This window comes from Pseudoalteromonas thalassia (assembly GCF_049257215.1).
In the GTDB taxonomy this organism is placed as follows: domain Bacteria; phylum Pseudomonadota; class Gammaproteobacteria; order Enterobacterales; family Alteromonadaceae; genus Pseudoalteromonas; species Pseudoalteromonas lipolytica_C.
In genome coordinates this window covers 63,611-80,607 of sequence record NZ_JBMMUE010000007.1, presented here as the reverse complement: position 1 = coordinate 80,607, position 16,997 = coordinate 63,611, and the positions used below count along the sequence as shown (strand labels likewise).

General features: G+C 41.3%; 14 protein-coding genes. 9 read left to right on the top strand and 5 right to left on the bottom strand.

The window, feature by feature from the left end; genetic code table 11:
• Positions 1-55 precede the first annotated feature (55 nt).
• The 6 genes from AAEU31_RS10230 to AAEU31_RS10205 all read left to right on the top strand — a co-directional run bounded on the left by AAEU31_RS10230 (position 56) and on the right by AAEU31_RS10205 (position 6,154).
• On the top strand, positions 56-496 hold the full coding sequence (locus AAEU31_RS10230; protein WP_235381781.1) for a DUF4426 domain-containing protein: 441 nt from the start codon (positions 56-58) through the stop codon (positions 494-496).
• 8 nt (positions 497-504) lie between these two features.
• A complete protein-coding gene (locus AAEU31_RS10225) occupies positions 505-1,104 on the top strand; it encodes an XTP/dITP diphosphatase (RefSeq protein WP_058586594.1) in 600 nt (199 codons plus the stop codon).
• A complete protein-coding gene (gene hemW, locus AAEU31_RS10220) occupies positions 1,101-2,234 on the top strand; it encodes a radical SAM family heme chaperone HemW (RefSeq protein WP_421967159.1) in 1,134 nt (377 codons plus the stop codon). The genes AAEU31_RS10225 and hemW overlap by 4 nt, the downstream gene beginning before the upstream one ends.
• A 40-nt stretch (positions 2,235-2,274) precedes the next feature.
• Positions 2,275-4,110, top strand: coding sequence for a DUF885 domain-containing protein (locus AAEU31_RS10215; protein ID WP_421967158.1), 1,836 nt, complete (start codon positions 2,275-2,277; stop codon positions 4,108-4,110).
• Between the two features lie 99 nt (positions 4,111-4,209).
• Entirely contained in the window at positions 4,210-4,893 is a 684-nt protein-coding gene (locus tag AAEU31_RS10210) for a hypothetical protein (RefSeq protein ID WP_421967157.1), read from the top strand.
• A gap of 4 nt (positions 4,894-4,897) precedes the next feature.
• Positions 4,898-6,154, top strand: a complete 1,257-nt coding sequence (locus AAEU31_RS10205; RefSeq protein ID WP_421967156.1) for a lipopolysaccharide biosynthesis protein — start codon at positions 4,898-4,900, stop codon at positions 6,152-6,154.
• On the opposite strand, the gene AAEU31_RS10200 is transcribed toward AAEU31_RS10205, so the two are convergent.
• Positions 6,143-6,859: an SIMPL domain-containing protein gene (locus AAEU31_RS10200; protein ID WP_421967155.1), complete on the bottom strand. Its 717-nt coding sequence runs from the start codon at positions 6,857-6,859 to the stop codon at positions 6,143-6,145. The genes AAEU31_RS10205 and AAEU31_RS10200 overlap by 12 nt on opposite strands.
• Before the next feature lie 169 nt (positions 6,860-7,028).
• Here AAEU31_RS10200 and AAEU31_RS10195 point away from each other — a divergent pair, with 169 nt between their 5' ends.
• Positions 7,029-9,698, top strand: a complete 2,670-nt coding sequence (locus AAEU31_RS10195; RefSeq protein WP_135923599.1) for a bifunctional acetate--CoA ligase family protein/GNAT family N-acetyltransferase — start codon at positions 7,029-7,031, stop codon at positions 9,696-9,698.
• Positions 9,699-9,707: 9 nt separating this feature from the next.
• Entirely contained in the window at positions 9,708-10,661 is a 954-nt protein-coding gene (locus tag AAEU31_RS10190) for an ion transporter (RefSeq protein ID WP_421967206.1), read from the top strand.
• Positions 10,662-10,687: 26 nt separating this feature from the next.
• Here AAEU31_RS10190 and AAEU31_RS10185 read toward each other — a convergent pair whose 3' ends face one another.
• From AAEU31_RS10185 to AAEU31_RS10175, 3 genes are read right to left on the bottom strand one after another with little or no spacing between them, the layout of a single operon-like run.
• Entirely contained in the window at positions 10,688-15,193 is a 4,506-nt protein-coding gene (locus tag AAEU31_RS10185) for an EAL domain-containing protein (RefSeq protein WP_135923597.1), read from the bottom strand.
• A 15-nt stretch (positions 15,194-15,208) separates the two neighbouring features.
• A complete protein-coding gene (locus AAEU31_RS10180) occupies positions 15,209-15,634 on the bottom strand; it encodes a GNAT family N-acetyltransferase (protein WP_421967154.1) in 426 nt (141 codons plus the stop codon).
• Position 15,635: 1 nt separating this feature from the next.
• Positions 15,636-15,836: a DUF3283 family protein gene (locus AAEU31_RS10175; RefSeq protein WP_135923595.1), complete on the bottom strand. Its 201-nt coding sequence runs from the start codon at positions 15,834-15,836 to the stop codon at positions 15,636-15,638.
• 145 nt (positions 15,837-15,981) lie between these two features.
• Here AAEU31_RS10175 and AAEU31_RS10170 point away from each other — a divergent pair, with 145 nt between their 5' ends.
• Positions 15,982-16,683, top strand: a complete 702-nt coding sequence (locus AAEU31_RS10170; protein ID WP_235381770.1) for a transporter substrate-binding domain-containing protein — start codon at positions 15,982-15,984, stop codon at positions 16,681-16,683.
• On the opposite strand, the gene AAEU31_RS10165 is transcribed toward AAEU31_RS10170, so the two are convergent.
• Positions 16,680-16,925, bottom strand: coding sequence for a DUF1289 domain-containing protein (locus tag AAEU31_RS10165; RefSeq protein WP_135926240.1), 246 nt, complete (start codon positions 16,923-16,925; stop codon positions 16,680-16,682). The genes AAEU31_RS10170 and AAEU31_RS10165 overlap by 4 nt on opposite strands.
• Between the last annotated feature and the right edge of the window lie 72 nt (positions 16,926-16,997).

Sequence of the window (16,997 nt, the reverse complement as noted above, 5' to 3'; positions counted from 1 at the left end):
AATAACAACTACATCAAGAGGCCGGAAAGGCCTCTTTTGTTAAGTGAGATATAGCATGAAGCAAGTTATTTATTTTTCTTTGATTTTATTGAGTTTATTTACAACTCTTGCCCAGGCCGATGAACAAGCAGGCGCTCAGTATAAGGTACTTGGCCCTTGGGAAGTTCACTACATTGCATTTCCATCGACCTTTATTCAGCCTAGCATCGCCAAAAACTACGATTTAGACCGCAGCCCTAACAAAGGGATAATCAATATTTCGGTATTAAAAAACAGCGATAAATCAGCGCAGACTGCAACTTTAACAGGCACAGCGCGCAACCTGCTTGGCAATAAAAAGCAGCTTGAATTTAAAGAGGTTGTTGAAGGCGATGCAATTTATTACCTCGCGCAAATCGATTACAGCAACGAAGAAATTTACCGTTTTGATATCGAAATTAATCAAAATGGCAAAGTACAAACGCTGAAGTTTCAGCAAAAATTTTACGTAGATTAATAGACCCTATGAACAACACCTTGGTTTTAGCCACGGGTAATCCTGGCAAAGTAAAAGAGCTGGCAAGTATGCTCAGCCCACTTAATATTAACGTGGTTCCACAAAGTGATTTTCAAGTACCTGACGTACCAGAGACAGGCACCACATTTGTTGAAAACGCCATTATTAAAGCGCGTCATGCGGCAAAGATCACGGGCATGCCTGCGATTGCCGATGACTCAGGTCTGGAAGTCGACGGCCTAAATGGTGCGCCGGGTGTGTACTCTGCACGCTTTGCTGGAGCGGGTGCCAGCGATCAAGATAATATCGACAAGCTATTAAAAGAGCTTGCTGATAACCCTGTTCGTAGTGCGCGTTTTTGGTGTGTTTTAGTATTAATGCGCCACGCCGACGACCCGACACCACTTATTTGTAGTGCCAGTTGGGAAGGCGAAATCACCCATAGCCAAGATGGTCAGGGTGGGTTTGGTTATGATCCGGTGTTTTATGTACCGTCTGAACAATGCACCAGCGCTCAGCTTACTAAAGAGCAAAAAAATGCTCTTAGTCATCGCGGCCAAGCTTTGAAACAACTACTTGCGCAATTGCAGCAAAAAGGCGGCCTGTGAGTTTACCGCCTTTAAGTTTATATGTGCACGTGCCTTGGTGCGTGCAAAAGTGCCCATACTGTGACTTTAATAGCCATGGCCAAAAAGGCACGATCCCCGAAAAAGAATACGTTCAGCATCTTATTGATGATCTCAAGGCCGATTTGCACTTAGTACAAGGGCGTAAAATCCACAGTATCTTTATTGGTGGCGGTACTCCAAGCTTATTAACCGGTGACGCTTATACTCGCCTACTTGGTGAAGTTGACAGGTTAATTGGCCTAACTGATGACTGTGAAATTACCCTAGAGGCTAACCCTGGTACTGTCGAAACCGGTCGCTTTAAAGAGTATGTTGCCGCTGGCATTAATCGTATTTCGATTGGTGTGCAAAGCATGCAAAACGACAAGCTAAAAGCCCTTGGCCGCATCCATGGTGCAGATGAAGCAAGCTATGCGGCTAAACAGGCGCACCAAGCGGGGCTAAACAGCTTTAACCTCGATTTAATGCATGGCTTACCCGGACAATCTCTTGAAGATGCCTTGGGCGACCTTGAAAAAATCATCGCGCTAAATCCTCCCCATATTTCTTGGTATCAGCTAACAATTGAGCCAAACACTCAGTTTGCGTCAAAGCCACCGACCTTGCCTCATGATGACATCCTTTGGGATATTCAAGAGCAAGGACAAGCCTTACTAGCAGCAGCAGGTTATGAGCAATATGAGATCTCAGGTTACGCAAAGCCCGGTTACCAATGCCGTCATAACCTGAATTATTGGCGATTTGGCGATTATCTCGGTATCGGCTGTGGCGCTCATGGTAAAATTACTGATGAAAATAAAGTCATCACCCGTACGGTAAAAGTTAAACACCCGCGCGGTTATATGGATCTAGCTAAACCGTATTTATATGAGCAATGGCAAGTAACCAAAGACGACTTAGCCTTTGAATTCTTTATGAATCGTTTTCGCTTAGTTGAACCGTGTCCGAAAGCTGATTTACCTTTGCTTACAAGTTTGTCACTGCAAAGTCAGGAACAAGCCTTGACTGAAGCGATTGCAAAAGGCCTACTAATTGATGATAAAGATAACTGGCAGGTAAGCCCTAAAGGCCAACGTTTTTTGAATGACCTGCTAGAATTATTCGTTTAAGAATTATAATTAAATTTCTAACAACTACAAAGGAACGATAATGCGTAAACTGACCTTCATCGCTGCGGCGGTAAGTGTTGCATTACTTGGCGGCTGCCAACAAATGCAAGAGCAACCAACGCCTGCACCAAGTGTACAAAGCCAACCTGTACAAAGTGAAATCGATAAAGCTAATGCCTTCTTCGAAGATACTTTTAACCGTGACGTAATGAAAAGCCCTATTTATCAAACATACATGGGCATCAAAAAAGATTACGACAAATGGGACGATGGCAGTGAAGAGCGCGTTTTAGAAGACTTTGAACAAACTAAAGCTGACCTAGTTGCGCTTAACGCAATTAACCGCGACCTATTAGATGATGCAACAAAAGTAAGTTACGACCTTAAAAAGCAAGATCTTGAAAACGAAATTGCTGATTTTAAATGGCGTCATTACAACTACCCGGTGAACCAAATGTTTGGTGTTCACTCAATGATCCCTGCGTTTTTAATCAATCAACATCAAATTGCCGATGTCTCTGATGCAAAAGCGTATATCTCGCGTTTAAATGGTGTTACAACGGTTATTGATCAACTTATCAAAGATCTTGAAGTACGTGCAGATAAAGGCATTATCGCGCCTAAGTTTGTTTTCCCACACGTGATTGATTCAAGCCAAAATATCTTACGCGGCGCACCATTCCACGACGGTGAAGACTCAACATTACTTGCTGACTTTAAACGTAAAGTAAACGCATTAGAGATTGCCGATAGCGAAAAATCAGCACTTATCAGCGATGCTGAAAAAGCCTTAAAAGCAGCAGTAAAACCTTCTTATACTAAGTTAATTAATTTCTTAGCTCAGCTAGAAAAACGCGCTGATGACCGTGATGGTGCTTGGAAATTCCCTGACGGCGAAGCGTTTTACAATAATGCCTTAGCACGTACGACAACCACTGATTTAACTGCGAAAGAAATTCACACAATCGGTTTAGCTGAAGTCGCGCGTATTCACGACGAAATGCGTGCAATCAAAGACAAAGTAGGCTTTGAAGGTGACCTTAAAGCATTCATGCAATTCATGAAAACTGATAAGCAGTTCTACTACCCTAACACAGCAGAAGGTAAACAACGTTACCTTGATGAAGCAACGGCGCTTATCGATAACATGAAATCTCGTTTAGACGAGCTATTCATTGTTAAGCCAAAAGCTGACCTTAAAGTTAAAGCTGTAGAAGCATTCCGTGAAAAAGCAGCAGGTAAAGCGTTCTACCAACAACCTGCGCCAGATGGTTCACGCCCAGGTATTTATTACGCAAACCTTTACGACATGGAAGCAATGCCAACATACCAAATGGAAGCACTTGCATACCACGAAGGTATTCCAGGCCACCACATGCAAATTGCTATCGCGCAAGAGCTTGAAGATGTGCCTAAATTCCGTAAGTTTGGCGGCTACACAGCGTATGTTGAAGGTTGGGGTTTATACTCTGAGCTAGTACCAAAAGAAATGGGCTTATATGAAGACCCATATTCAGATTTTGGTCGTCTTGCTATGGAACTATGGCGTGCATGTCGACTAGTAGTAGATACAGGTATCCACGCTATGAAGTGGACACGTCAAGATGGTATCGACTACTACGTAAATAACACACCAAATGCGACCTCTGATGGCGTTAAAATGGTTGAGCGTCACATTGTAATGCCTTCACAAGCAACGGCATACAAAGTGGGCATGCTGAAAATTTTAGAGCTTCGTGAAGGAGCTAAAGAAAAACTTGGCGATAAATTCGATATTCGTGAATTCCACGATGTAGTACTTAAAAATGGTGCAGTACCATTAAATGTACTAGAGAAGTTTGTTGACCAATGGGTTGCTAAGAAACAAGCAGCTTAAGCAATAAAAACTTGAAAAAGGCCGCTCAGCGGCCTTTTTTATTTATTTAAACAAGTAGTTGAGCTATAAATGTATAAATAATAAAAAACGGGTAATTCCATGCAAAGCGCGATAGAGCAACTGAACAGCCGACTTCAACATCATCAGTTAAAAGAACTTATTGCCGATTATCAAAGCTTGTCGGGGGTTTTACAAGCGGCACAGTTACAGCATATCTATCAATTAGCTTGCAGTAGTGAGGTTAAATACCTGTTTTTACAAAATGTTGCTGCGCATTTACTTGAAGCAAGCCCACTGCCAAGCGAAGCTGTTGCCTTGATTGATGATATTGATAAGCTGAGCTTTTTCACACCTGGCCTTAAGTTTCAAAATGCCTTTTGTGTTACAGACAACCAAGGTAACACCCTACTACATCATTTATTTACGCTGTGTCAGGCAGATAAACTCCCCTTTAACTATTTGCGTTCGTTAATGTTATTTGAAAGCAACGAAAGCTTAGGCGTTGCTTTAAAAACATTGAATAAACAGCAGCTCACTCCTATTGGTTGCTTTATAGCGCAAAACAGTACGACTCAAATGCTAGCAAAGCATGAGTTCTCCGCATTATTAGCCATGATGGAAGTCGACCAAAGCCACAGCCCTAGTGCAGTCAGTGCCTTAATAAACACCCTTAAACAATTTTATGGTGCCAATCAGCCAACGAGTGCCGATAGTAAAGTTTTACTGTGTGCGGCCTATTTGCAAGTGCCAACGGCGCAGTTATTAAACGCCCTTAATCAATAACTTCATGAATAAGGATGTTGTTAAAGCGTTTTTATCGCTCAGCAGTTTTACCGCCCTTAACCATGGTAGCCGTATTGTTCTTACCTTGTGCCTTGCAAGGTTATTAAGTAATGATGAGTTCGGCACTTTCGCCGCGTTACTCGCACTGTGTGAAATTCTTTTGTTACCAGCAAGCATGGGCTTTGCATCGTCGTTAATGCGTATTAGCTATCCGCTCTACAAAGCTCAACAACATGATTTACTGCGTGGCTTAAAGCATGTTTATTTAGCTGCATCTTGTTTATTCGGGGTGATTTTTGTTGCAGCTGTGGTGATCAGCTTTCAGGCCATTTCACCGCATCAAAGCGCCAAAGAACATGTAATTTATTTACTTTTACTAGTGCCGATTGGCGCCATTATGCAAAGCCAATCCGCTTTTTTAGTGGCTTTAAACAAACCCAAAATAGGCCTGATAACGCAGCAATGTATCTTTGAATTATTAACCGCGGGTTTTTGTTTCTTAGTTTATTTGATACGTGGGGACTTATCTTTAGTCGAGATTTGCATCTTGTTGTTTTGTAGCATGTTGTGTGTAGTCAGTTATCAATATTGGTTAATCAAGAAAATGATCGTCGCAAGTACTGCCCGCTACCAAACCAAGCAATGGTGTAAAGACTCATTGATCATGCTCGCCAGTGGTGCAGGCACTGTATTAGTTGCAAAACTCGATGTATTACTGGTGCATCACTGGTTTGGTGCACAAGGCGTAAGTATCTTCTTTCCTGCGGTGGTGATTGCCGGCTTACTGACTATTTTAGGCAATGCCGCCAACCAATATTTAAAACCCATTTTAATGGCCGATGAGACAACCGTTCAGCAACTTAGTGAGTTAATGAAAGTGCTGTGGCGCTTTAACTTTGCCGCTATCTTGCTACTTGCCCTGCTCGCAAATCCGCTACTTAATTTATATGGTGAAAGCCAATTAGAAGAAGGGTTTTGGATTTTAATGCTGCTGTTACTCGGGCAATTGTTACTACCAGCAAGAATTTTAGCCAGTAGTATGATCAAGTTAAAAGGGAATCCGCTGATCAACTTGTATGTATTACTGGGTGCAACCAGCATCACGGTTTTGATGGCGATGCTGTTAAAAGATCAGTTTGGCTTATTGGGGGTGGCTGTGGCGTTTAGTGGTGGTTTTATGCTTGGTGCGCTTTGCCGCATGGTGATTGTATGTACACGCATGCGGCTGCCTTTATCTGTGGTATTGGGTTTAGTCAGATAAATAATATTCTACACTGGTAACAACACGCACTTTTTTCAGCTGAGGCGTGTTTGAATCTCTATCAGAAATTGAAAACTGGCCTTGGTGGGCGGTTTTAATTTTACCCAATTTAGACTGAGAATCTTTGGCAAATTTCATTGCCACTTCGCGCGCTTTTTCGGTTGCCTCTTGAATCATATTAGGCTTGATTTTATTTAAGCCATTAAATAAATATTGAATACGCGTTTCGTAATTGTCTTGTACTATCGCAATGCCTTGCTTAGCTAATTGGCTTACTTCGCCTAGCGCATGCTGTACTTTTTCAATATCATTTGAATAAACAATAACATTATTACGGGCAATATAACGAAACTGCTGATTTTCGCCGCCATATTCACGAGCTTGTTTATCAATAATTGATTGGCTGCCGAGGCTTATTTCTTCATCGCTAAAACCATGTAGCTTTAAAAAAGCCACAACCGCATCGCTTTTCTCTTCAACCCGACCAACTAGTTTTTCGAGGTTGTTATCGGCATCAGAAAACTGTAACGGCCAAATAACGGTGTCGGCTGGCACTTCCATTTCCGCTAAACCTTTAACGTGGACGGTGCGCTCCATGCCTTTTACATCAAGGGCTGCACTTTTCAATATAAAACCTAATCCAAGCAAACCAACCGCCAATGCGCACGCTGCAATAACGATATTAAATGGTTGCGTCTTATTCATGCTTTTCTCCTTGATGTAGTTCACTGTTTTTGACTCGAAAAGTAGTTATAAACAGGTTATCTTATGAGTATAACTATTAATACTTTAGAAGCGTGTCGGTTCTAGTTTGGGTGTATTAAACTTAACAGACCCTGAAGTTTTAACAAACAGCGCAAGCAAAGGAAACAGCATGAGCGTTAAACGTATTAGCCAATTTTTTAACCCTAAATCGGTCGCTGTAATTGGCGCCTCTAACTCTCCAAATCGTGCTGGCTTTGTGGTGATGCGCAATCTGCTGCAAGGGGGTTTTAAAGGCCCTATCATGCCTGTTAGTTTAAATCACAGCGCTGTACATGGTGTATTAGCTTATCCAAGTATAGCAGCGTTACCAAAAGTACCCGACCTTGCGGTTATTTGTACTAACAAGAATACCTTAATTAACATCATTAATGAGCTTGGTGAGCTTGGCTGCAAACATGCAGTGGTAATTGCTGCGGGATTAAACGTAGAACAAAAACAAGCACTGAAAGAAGCTGCCCTTGCAGCTAATGTGTCTTTGCTTGGGCCAAATTGCTTGGGCTTACTCATTCCTCATATTGGCTTAAATGCCAGTTTTTCACATACAGTTGCAAGCCCTGGAAAGCTCGCCTTTGTATCGCAATCAGCTGCTGTTTGCTCAACCATTCTTGATTGGGCGAAAAACAAAGAGATAGGCTTTTCATATTTTGTGTCTGTGGGTGATTGCCTAGATATCGACTTTGATGAGTTACTCGACTTTTTAGGCCGAGATGCTAAAACCAAGGCCATCTTGTTGTATATCGATAATATTGAAGATATTCGCAGCTTTATTTCTGCAGCGCGAGCCGCTGCGTTTAGTAAACCCGTAATTGCTATTAAAACCGGTAAAACCAGTGCCGGAGCGCTTGCCGCAGAGATCCATACCGGTGGCAAACAAAGCTCAGATGCGGTCTATGATGCGCTATTCCAACGAGCGGGTATGTTAAGAGTAAACGACCTACGAGAGCTTTTTGCTGCTACACAAACGCTAGCAATGCACCCCAAATTACTTAAAGTCGAACAACTGACTATTTTAACCAATGGCGGCGGCCCAGGTGTCATGGCCGTTGATACGCTATTACAAAGCTCAGGTAAGCTGGCTGAGCTCAGCGACGAGACAAGAGCTGCACTTAATAAGGTTATCCCGCAATCGGAGATGACCTCAAATCCGGTGGATATTTTTGGCGACTCAGCGCCAAGACGCTATCAACAAGCGTTAGAAATCTTATTGCAAGCTAAAGAAGTTAAAAACCTGCTGATCATTCATACCCCATCAGCGCTTGCACCGAGTGAAGACTATGCAGAGATCATTGTCGAAACCTTAGAGAAAATCCCGAAGATGGCTCGCCCTTATGTTATGACTAATTTTATGGGTGAAGATGCCGCGTATGCTGCGCGAAAGGTCTGCGCTAATAATGCCATTCCGACCTACCGTACACCTGAAGGTGCAGTTGGTGCCTTTATGCACTTAGTAAGTTATCGTCGTAACCAAAAGCATTTAACGCAAACACCAGAGTCAAACACAGATGATGCAAAAATAAATAAAGATGCAGCTCGGGCTGTAGTGAATGAGTTTTTAGCCGAAGAGCAAAGCTATTTATCAACCCATGAAGCAAGCCAAATTCTCACTCATTATGGTATTGATTGTATTCAAACTGAGGTTGCTTACACGCCAACAGAAGCCAAAGAACAAGCCATAGAGCTAGGTTTTCCGGTAGCGTTGAAACTTATTAGCCCAAGTATTCCTTCTAAATCAGAAGTCGGTGGTGTGGTACTTAATTTAAATGATGCGCAAGAAGTTGAGCAAACAGCCTTTGCCATGCTGCTACGAATCAAAAACACCTACCCTGATGCGCATATTGAAGGCTTTTCATTACAAAAAATGGCGCCGCGAGCAGGTGCTAATGAACTGCGCATCGCTATTAAAACAGAGCCGAACTTTGGCCCGGTGATCTTACTGGGTGAAGCAGGCACCGGACTTGAGTTCGCTCAAGCCGCAGTGGCATTACCACCACTAAATATGAACTTGGCAAAATACCTGATTGCAGCGGCGCACGATAAAGGGGTTCTTAAAGACCGCGTGCTACCAGAAAAAGTCGATAAATACCGTTTATGTGCCCTACTTACTCGTATCTCACAGCTTGTTATCGACCAACCTGATATTACCAGTGTTGAGCTAAATCCTATTTTAGCCAGCAACGGGCAGTTTTTGGTACTTGATGCGACCATTGGCCTTAGCCGTTATAAAGCAAAAGCGAACCGTAAACGTTTGTGCATTCGCCCATACCCGATTGAATTAGTTAAAGAAGTAACACTTAAAAACAATACCCAAGCACAGCTAAGGCCTATTAAACCGGAAGATGAGCAAGCACACTTAGAGTTTGATCAATCATTAAGTAAAGAAGACAGATATAAGCGTTTCTTCGGTGAATTACCGCAATTTAATCATGATCAACTCGCAAAAATGACGCAAATCGATTACGACCGAGAAATGGCGTTTATTGTTAGCCAAGAGCAAAATGGTTCAGCCTGCACGTTAGGTGTATCTCGTGTATTGATGGATCCTGACAAGCTCGATGCTGAGTTTGCAATTGTGGTGCGCTCTGATTGCCAAGGTTTAGGGCTTGGTACAATATTAATGAATGCGGCGATTGAGCATTGTAAAAACCAAGGCGTTAAACAAATTGCAGGCATCACTTTGCCGGAAAACACCGGCATGATTGAACTGGCACGAAAGCTCGGGTTTAAGATCACCCGCGACTTTGAAGAAGGCAGCATTAATATGGTGCTAAAACTAAACTAAAACTGGATCATTATTTTGCATCGTTTAAGAAATTACACTGCACGGGTTTTTGAAGGTAATGGCAAATACCGGCGTATAGGACGCGCACTTGACGTGTTTTTGATGTCGTTGATTATGGTCAATGTGATTGCGATTGTGTTGGAGTCGGTTGCTCCTTTAGCAAAGCAATATCATCATGAATTTTTAATGATTGAGCTGGTTTCTGTCGGTATCTTCACCTTAGAATATGTGCTCAGGCTTTGGTCTTGTGTAGATAAAAGCGTGCATAAAGAAAGCACGCTGACAAACTCAAAGATTCGCATTCGATATTTCTTTTCGCCGTTGGCGCTGATTGACCTTATCGCAATTTTACCCACCATTCTGATGGTCTTTGTGAGTGTTGATTTACGCTTCTTACGGGTGCTTAGGTTAATGCGTATCTTTAAGCTCACTCGTTATTCGCGTGCGATGCAACTACTCTTAAACTCATTCAAAGAAGAAAGCAGCTCACTGCTTGCGGCTTTTTTTATTATGGCCGTAGTGCTGATAATTGCCTCATGCGGTATTTATTTAATTGAACACGATGTACAGCCCGATAAATTTGGCTCTATCCCTGCTGCAATGTGGTGGGCCATGGTGACACTAACAACCGTTGGTTATGGCGATGTCGTGCCTGTAACTCCCCTAGGTCGCTTATTTGGTGGTGCCATTACATTAGTGAGTATGGGCATGGTGGCTATTCCAACCGGTTTGCTAGCTTCAAGCTTTTCTGAGCAGTTACGTAAACGCAGACAAGTATTTACCGATGCAGTACACGAAGCCGTTGAAGATGGGCACTTGTCACCCATTGAAGAAGAACACCTAGAAAACCTACGTTATAAACTGGGGTTAAGTCAGCAAGAGGCGAATAAAGCGATTCATAATGAACTTAAAAACCGCAATCGCAACCTGTATTGCCGCCACTGCGGTAAACGCCAAGATTAATAATTAAAGGGATAAAGTCAGTAACTTTATCCCTGAAACTCTTGATGCCAACTCTTATCTAAAAGCGGCCCTATTGCATCCCCAGGTACCGGTTTACTAAATAAATAACCTTGAAAATACTCACAATCTTTTGCCTGTAAAAAACGCAGCTGTTGGATTGTTTCTACACCCTCTGCGACGCACTCTTTTCCTAAACTTTTTGCCAAGGTTAGAGTTGAGTTGATAATTGCCTCATCACCTTTATCAACACCAATATCATTAACGAAACTTTTATCAATTTTCAGCACATCAACCGGGAAACGCTTTAAATAGGTTAACGAGGCATAACCTGTACCAAAGTCATCCATATAAATACGACAGCCTAGCTGCTTTAATTTCTCCATGCTTTGTTGAGCTTTTTCTGAATCTCGCATCATCACCGACTCGGTAATTTCAAACACGACAGCACTGGCCGGTACTTTTATGGCATTGAGAGTGTGTTCAATGTTGGCAACTAAGTTAACACTTTCAAAATCAAGGGCCGATAAATTAATTGAGATATACAGTTCAGGATGAGTTATGTGCCACTGACGCAACTCAATAAGAGCTCGCGATAACGTTTGCAGCATTATTTTGGTGATCAGTCCTGAGCTTTCTGCCGCATTAGCAAAATCTTCAGGGCTATATACATCGTTACTAGGCCAGCGAAGTAACACTTCTAAACCAGCGACTTGATGAGTTTTTGCACTGACTATTGGTTGGTAATAATTGCAAAACTCATGCTCTAGGTAAGCTTTACTCAATTGCGATTCAAGATGCAATGTACGCTGAACCTGTAAATTCATCTCTTGTTTATAAAATTGATAACACCCCTCTACATGACGCTTAGCATGATATAAAGCAACGTTTGCCGCTTTTAACAACGCTTTAGTTCCGCTTGCATCATCTGGGTATACGGCCACCCCAACGCTCAGATTAACCTTAACGGCTTGCTGACTTAGCTCTATGTGTTTTTCTACTGAGTCCATCACCTTGGCACAAAGTAACAATAACTCATCTATTTGTTTGTAATCTTCAGCTAGAATCACAAACTCATCGCCATCAAATCGCGCAATACTATCTTGAGGTCGAAGCACATTTTTTAACCGCTGAGCTACTCGTTTAATTAATTCATCAGATTCTTCGCGCCCAAGTGAGTCATTAAAGTATTTAAAGCGCTTGATATTAACATTCAACAAGGCAACTTTGGTTTTATGATAATCAGCTTGCTCAATCGCATGATTCACACGGTCATTAAATAATGTTTTATTTGGTAAACCAGTAAGCGCATCATAGTTTGCTAAAATATGTAGTTCACTTTCTGCTAGTTTTTGTGCACTGATGTCAGTAACAATGATCACATAACTATCGAGCTGACGATTGCTGCCTGCTACAGCACTAATTTTAATCAATACTTGTCGTTTCTCACCGTTTGCCACAACCACGACATCTTCGGCGGAATAATGCTCACCCGATTGTAGGTTTTGCATAACTCGTAAGTAATTGATCCGAGCCGATACAGGTAATCCCAGCGTTAAAGAGCGGCTTGAGCGCGGCTCTGCGGGAAAATCAAAGGCATCTTGAAGTGATTTATTTGTGGCGCGGATACGCAGGTTTTTATCTATGATAAATACCCAGTCTCTCGTTTGTTCAAAGGCTGCACCAAAGAGACGAGCATTCTCTTCAAACACTAACTCACGCGTCATATTCGTGTAAGTGCCCGCTACTTTTTCAGGAGCTGTGCCTTGCCATTCGACCACTTTGCCAAAGTCTTTGTACCATCGCCATTGACCATCGGCATGACGTAATCGGTAAGTACAATTAAAGTAACCTTTTTGAGTGGATAAAAACTCCAGCCATTCCAATCGGAAAGTTTGCTTATCATGCGGATGAATTTTTGCTAAATAGTCATCTAAATTAACACTGTCGGTATCATAGCCTAGCTCGTTCCTAAGACGAGGTTGATAAATAATAGGGCTTTGTGACGACCAATCCCACACCCCTGAATGACTTCCCTCTAAAGCAAGCTTTAACCGCGCTTCACTTTCTTGGCTTTCTTTATGAGCGGCCAGCAAAATTTTCTGCATGCGATTACGTCTAAATACCCATGCAGCAATAATTAAAACTATCAAAATTAAGTACAATACAATGACATGTGGGGCTCGCCAAGGTGGGTACTTTACTTCAATATTTAAAATAGCTGGCGGAGTCAGGTCCCCCGTAACTGGGTCTTTTGCCCATACCTTAAGATGGTACTTTCCTGCACTTAGTTTTGGAAAAAGAACACGATTGTTATTGCGCGTATATGTTTTTTGTCCATCACCTAGTTGGTACTCATAAATGATACGTTCTTGATAATTAAATGCCATCGCCGAAAAAGCTACCTCAAGACCAATATCATCATGCTCAAGGACAACACTGTCGATAGGCTGTTTTAACTCAGCAGGCAAATCGCGAGACATTAGATCAAGGTTAGTAATATTGACATGATCAATCAGCGCTTGCTGGTAGTGGTTATCCATCGGATAAAAATAGGTAAACCCTTTTAAAGTACCATAAACTATCTGCCCAGATTTTAGCTTGGTAAATGCGCCACTATTAAACTCTGTTGAGAACAACCCTTCTGCACCGGTAAACTGCTGAAAATGCAAGTTTTCTGGATTTAATCGCCACAACCCTTTGTGACTACTCATCCAGATCATACCGGCCTCATCGAGGACCATGTCGTAGAGCAATGTACCCAGTTTGTTTTTTTCTAGGTCAATCGTGTAAATATGCTCATAAGTATCAGCATCTAAGCCAATCAAACCGAAATTAGATAACGACAACCACAGTACATTGTTGTTATCTATGATGTACGACATCACATTAACAGCAACATTCTCATGTTGTTCTGGAACTGTATAAATAGTGGTTAGCTCGTATGTATCAGGATCAACTTGATACAGAATGCCGGCATTATAAAATAGTGGCGAATCAGGCTTACTTGTTAAAGCAGGTAAGAATCCATAGGCTAGGAAAGGCTCAAATTCATCAAACTGCCCTGCCAAACGGGTAATTACTTGAGTTTCAATATTATAAACAAACATGCCGTAGTCAGGGTGAACGTAAAATAGCTCCCCAGATGGCATCAATAATACACCGTGAACCCAATCGTTTATTAATTTTTGTTGCTCTGGATCTGCGGTTTTCACCGGGGTCGCTTGGCCTGTTTTTGGATCAAAACTCATGATCCCACGATTACTGTGTAACCACAGCTTATCTTTGTAAGGCATCACCTGATAGATGGTAAACTCTGTGGTGATAAGATCCACTTGGTAATCTTTTAAAAACACCTCGCTTTCGTAGGTATCCAAATTAATGGCTGTTAAACCATTATGGGTAGCAAGCCAAACTCTGTCCTGAAACTCAGTAATTCCCCATATAGAATGATGAGATAACCCATCTCCCTTTATTGAGTTTGCTACTACATTGCTAAAATTATAATTATCATAAGGTAAGTAAAAGGCTCCATCATTTTTAGTCGCCAACCACATACCGCCTGATTTGTCCTCAACTAAATCAATAATACTCGTATCAGCGAGTGTGTATCCGCTATCTTTTAAACGCGTACTTTTTACAAGCTCATTATTCGATGGAGTAAATTCGAATAACCCTTTATCAGTGCCTAAAGTTATTGATGTTTCCTTCGGAGTTATCGTCCAAATATTTAAATCATCAATTAAGGTTTTACTGCTAAAAGCAAGCTCGGGAGAGGCAAACATTTCATCTAAATGACTTATATCAATCTGATACAAGCCCCTAACAGCACCAACCAATAATGTTTGCTCGTCAACAACTGCGAATGACTTTACATAGTTTTGATAAATATGAGTTGGTTCTTGTTGGAGATGGTCAAGTTTTCGATATTTACCTGACGCAATTTCATACACAAACGCCCCATTGCTGGTACCTATAAAAATGAAGCCTTTGTACGGGTACAAATCGCGAATGACACTACTTCTAACTCGATCTGGTATTTCAAAAATTGTTGTTACTTGTTTAGTTTCTAAGTCTAGTTTTGCAAAATCCCAACCACGTCCAAGCCAAAGCGTCTTATCATCAAGAGCGACCATGCTAAACACAGACTCGCTGAAAATCTGTTCTTCGGTAGTTGGTTTTGCAATAAATTGTTGATAACTATCAGTGTTAGGATCGTAACGAAATAAACCCGCTTGCAATGATGCAATCCAAATATAACCCTGGGGATCTTGGTAGATGCGGTCGATAATTGCGTCTTCTAGCTCGCCATTAGGGCCTTTAATATGCACAACTTGATAGCCATCGTAGCGGTTTAAGCCACCTTCGGTCGATAGCCATAGGTACCCACTATCATCGATCAGCATAGTATTCACATAGCTTTGCGATAAGCCTTCGCTGGTAGATAAACGCTTTACCTGTGCAAATGCTGGTTGACTAAACAAGCCACAGATAAAAAATACAAACAGCACGATGATGGAAAAGAACTGTGTCATTGACGTTCCAAATTGCTAACTTGGCACTGTGTGTCGTGTACAGTGCATCGCAACTATATTTCGATGCGCATATAACTCAAACAACAATTGCAAAGAATTGGGTAATGTTAACGTACAGTTAAACCCATGTTGTACATAAAAATCAATCAGATTTTGGTATGCAAAAGTAAATATAGGCGCGTTTTGTGCTGTAATTAACGTCGTAAGTAATTGAGAAGCAATCTTTTGACCTCGCCATGCATCATCAACATAAAGTGTTGATAAAAACAAAGACCCCGACTGGTTTTGTATTCGACATGCTGCAATAATCTCTAAACCAGAGTAGCAAACCCATACTTGGTCTGCTTTGCAGGCTCGCCCTCGAGCACCATGTTTATCATAAAACTTATTAACTAACGGTGTTTTTATTGGTTCAAGAAGACAAAATTTTAGCGCAGTCATATCAGCTCATAAGTGCAAGATAATGCTCAAACTGCTGTTTCAAAAATGCTTGTTCTGACATTGGGCGACTGTTAATTGTTGTATATACCCCCTCCCGCGTATTTTTACCTCGCTTTATTTGGTAAGCCCAAAAAGAGGCTTCATAGTCCAGTTGTATTTGATACTTTTGCTCTCGTGGCAACTTACATAAATTAAAACTCATATATTCACAACAACTAAAAAATAATAGTGGCCAGTATAGCATTTTTTATTGGTCTGTTTAGCCTAATGCCATACGATTAACCTTGATTTTGGTAGCACATACCAGTAAATTAACGGCGGTTTTTTAAACACGCAAGGAATGCACATTGTCAAAATATCTGCTTCTCAGATTTGCGCTAGTCTTATTGCTTTTTTGCCTTCCTGCTAGTGCTAGCTCGAACCTATTAATTTTCAATCGACCAGCCGATACCCCACAAGCACGTTATGTTATTGATTTACTGAAAATGGCCTACAAAGAAATAGGTTATGAAGTACATATCATTGATTTTAATCACCAAAGTGCCCTTATAGCAGCCAATAATGGTATTTTAGATGGTCAACTAGGCCGTATTGCAGATGTAAAAGATGACTACCCAAACCTACTAAAAGTTGATTTCCCGCTTTTTGATTTTAATCTTGTGCTATTAAAAAATTGCCAACACTGTCGCTATAAAGAGTTAAAATCATTAGCAATTCAATCAAGTTATCCTGCTGCCCAAAGTTACATCGATAAACACCCATTCGGCGGAGATGTTATTAAAGTACGAAATATTACCGCACAATTAAATTTACTAACCCAAAAGCGTGTTGAAGGCACTATATTGCTAGATTTTATGCTCAAAACAAAGCACCCAGATTTTAATCAAGCAGCTTTTCATAAAGAGGTTTTAATGCCAATGCAGAGCTTCCATTTCGTTCATAAACGCCATGAGGCACTAATTCCTAAGCTCACTCGCGCCCTTCAGAAATTGCAGGAAGAGGGTAAAGTGCATTTTCTAAAATCCAAATACAACTTAACTGAATTTTAAAAATCAAAACCACCTTGCGAGGGAGAAGACGGTGGGTTTTCTGCTTGTTGTTTTTTTTGTAGGTAACGCTTATATCGCTGTTGGCACAAGCTAATTACTTTACGCTTTTCGGCATTAGTAAACTTATTCCAATAGAAGCGTTCATCCCTGCTTCGATAACAGCCTTTACAATACCCTCGATTGTTAACCTGACAAATCCCTTTGCAAGGGCTTGGAATCTCAAAGATTTCAATTTGTTGCATCATATTTGCCAGTGACGAGTTCATAACTAAAGTATAGCCTGAAAAATAACCATAAAAAAAGCCACTTTATAA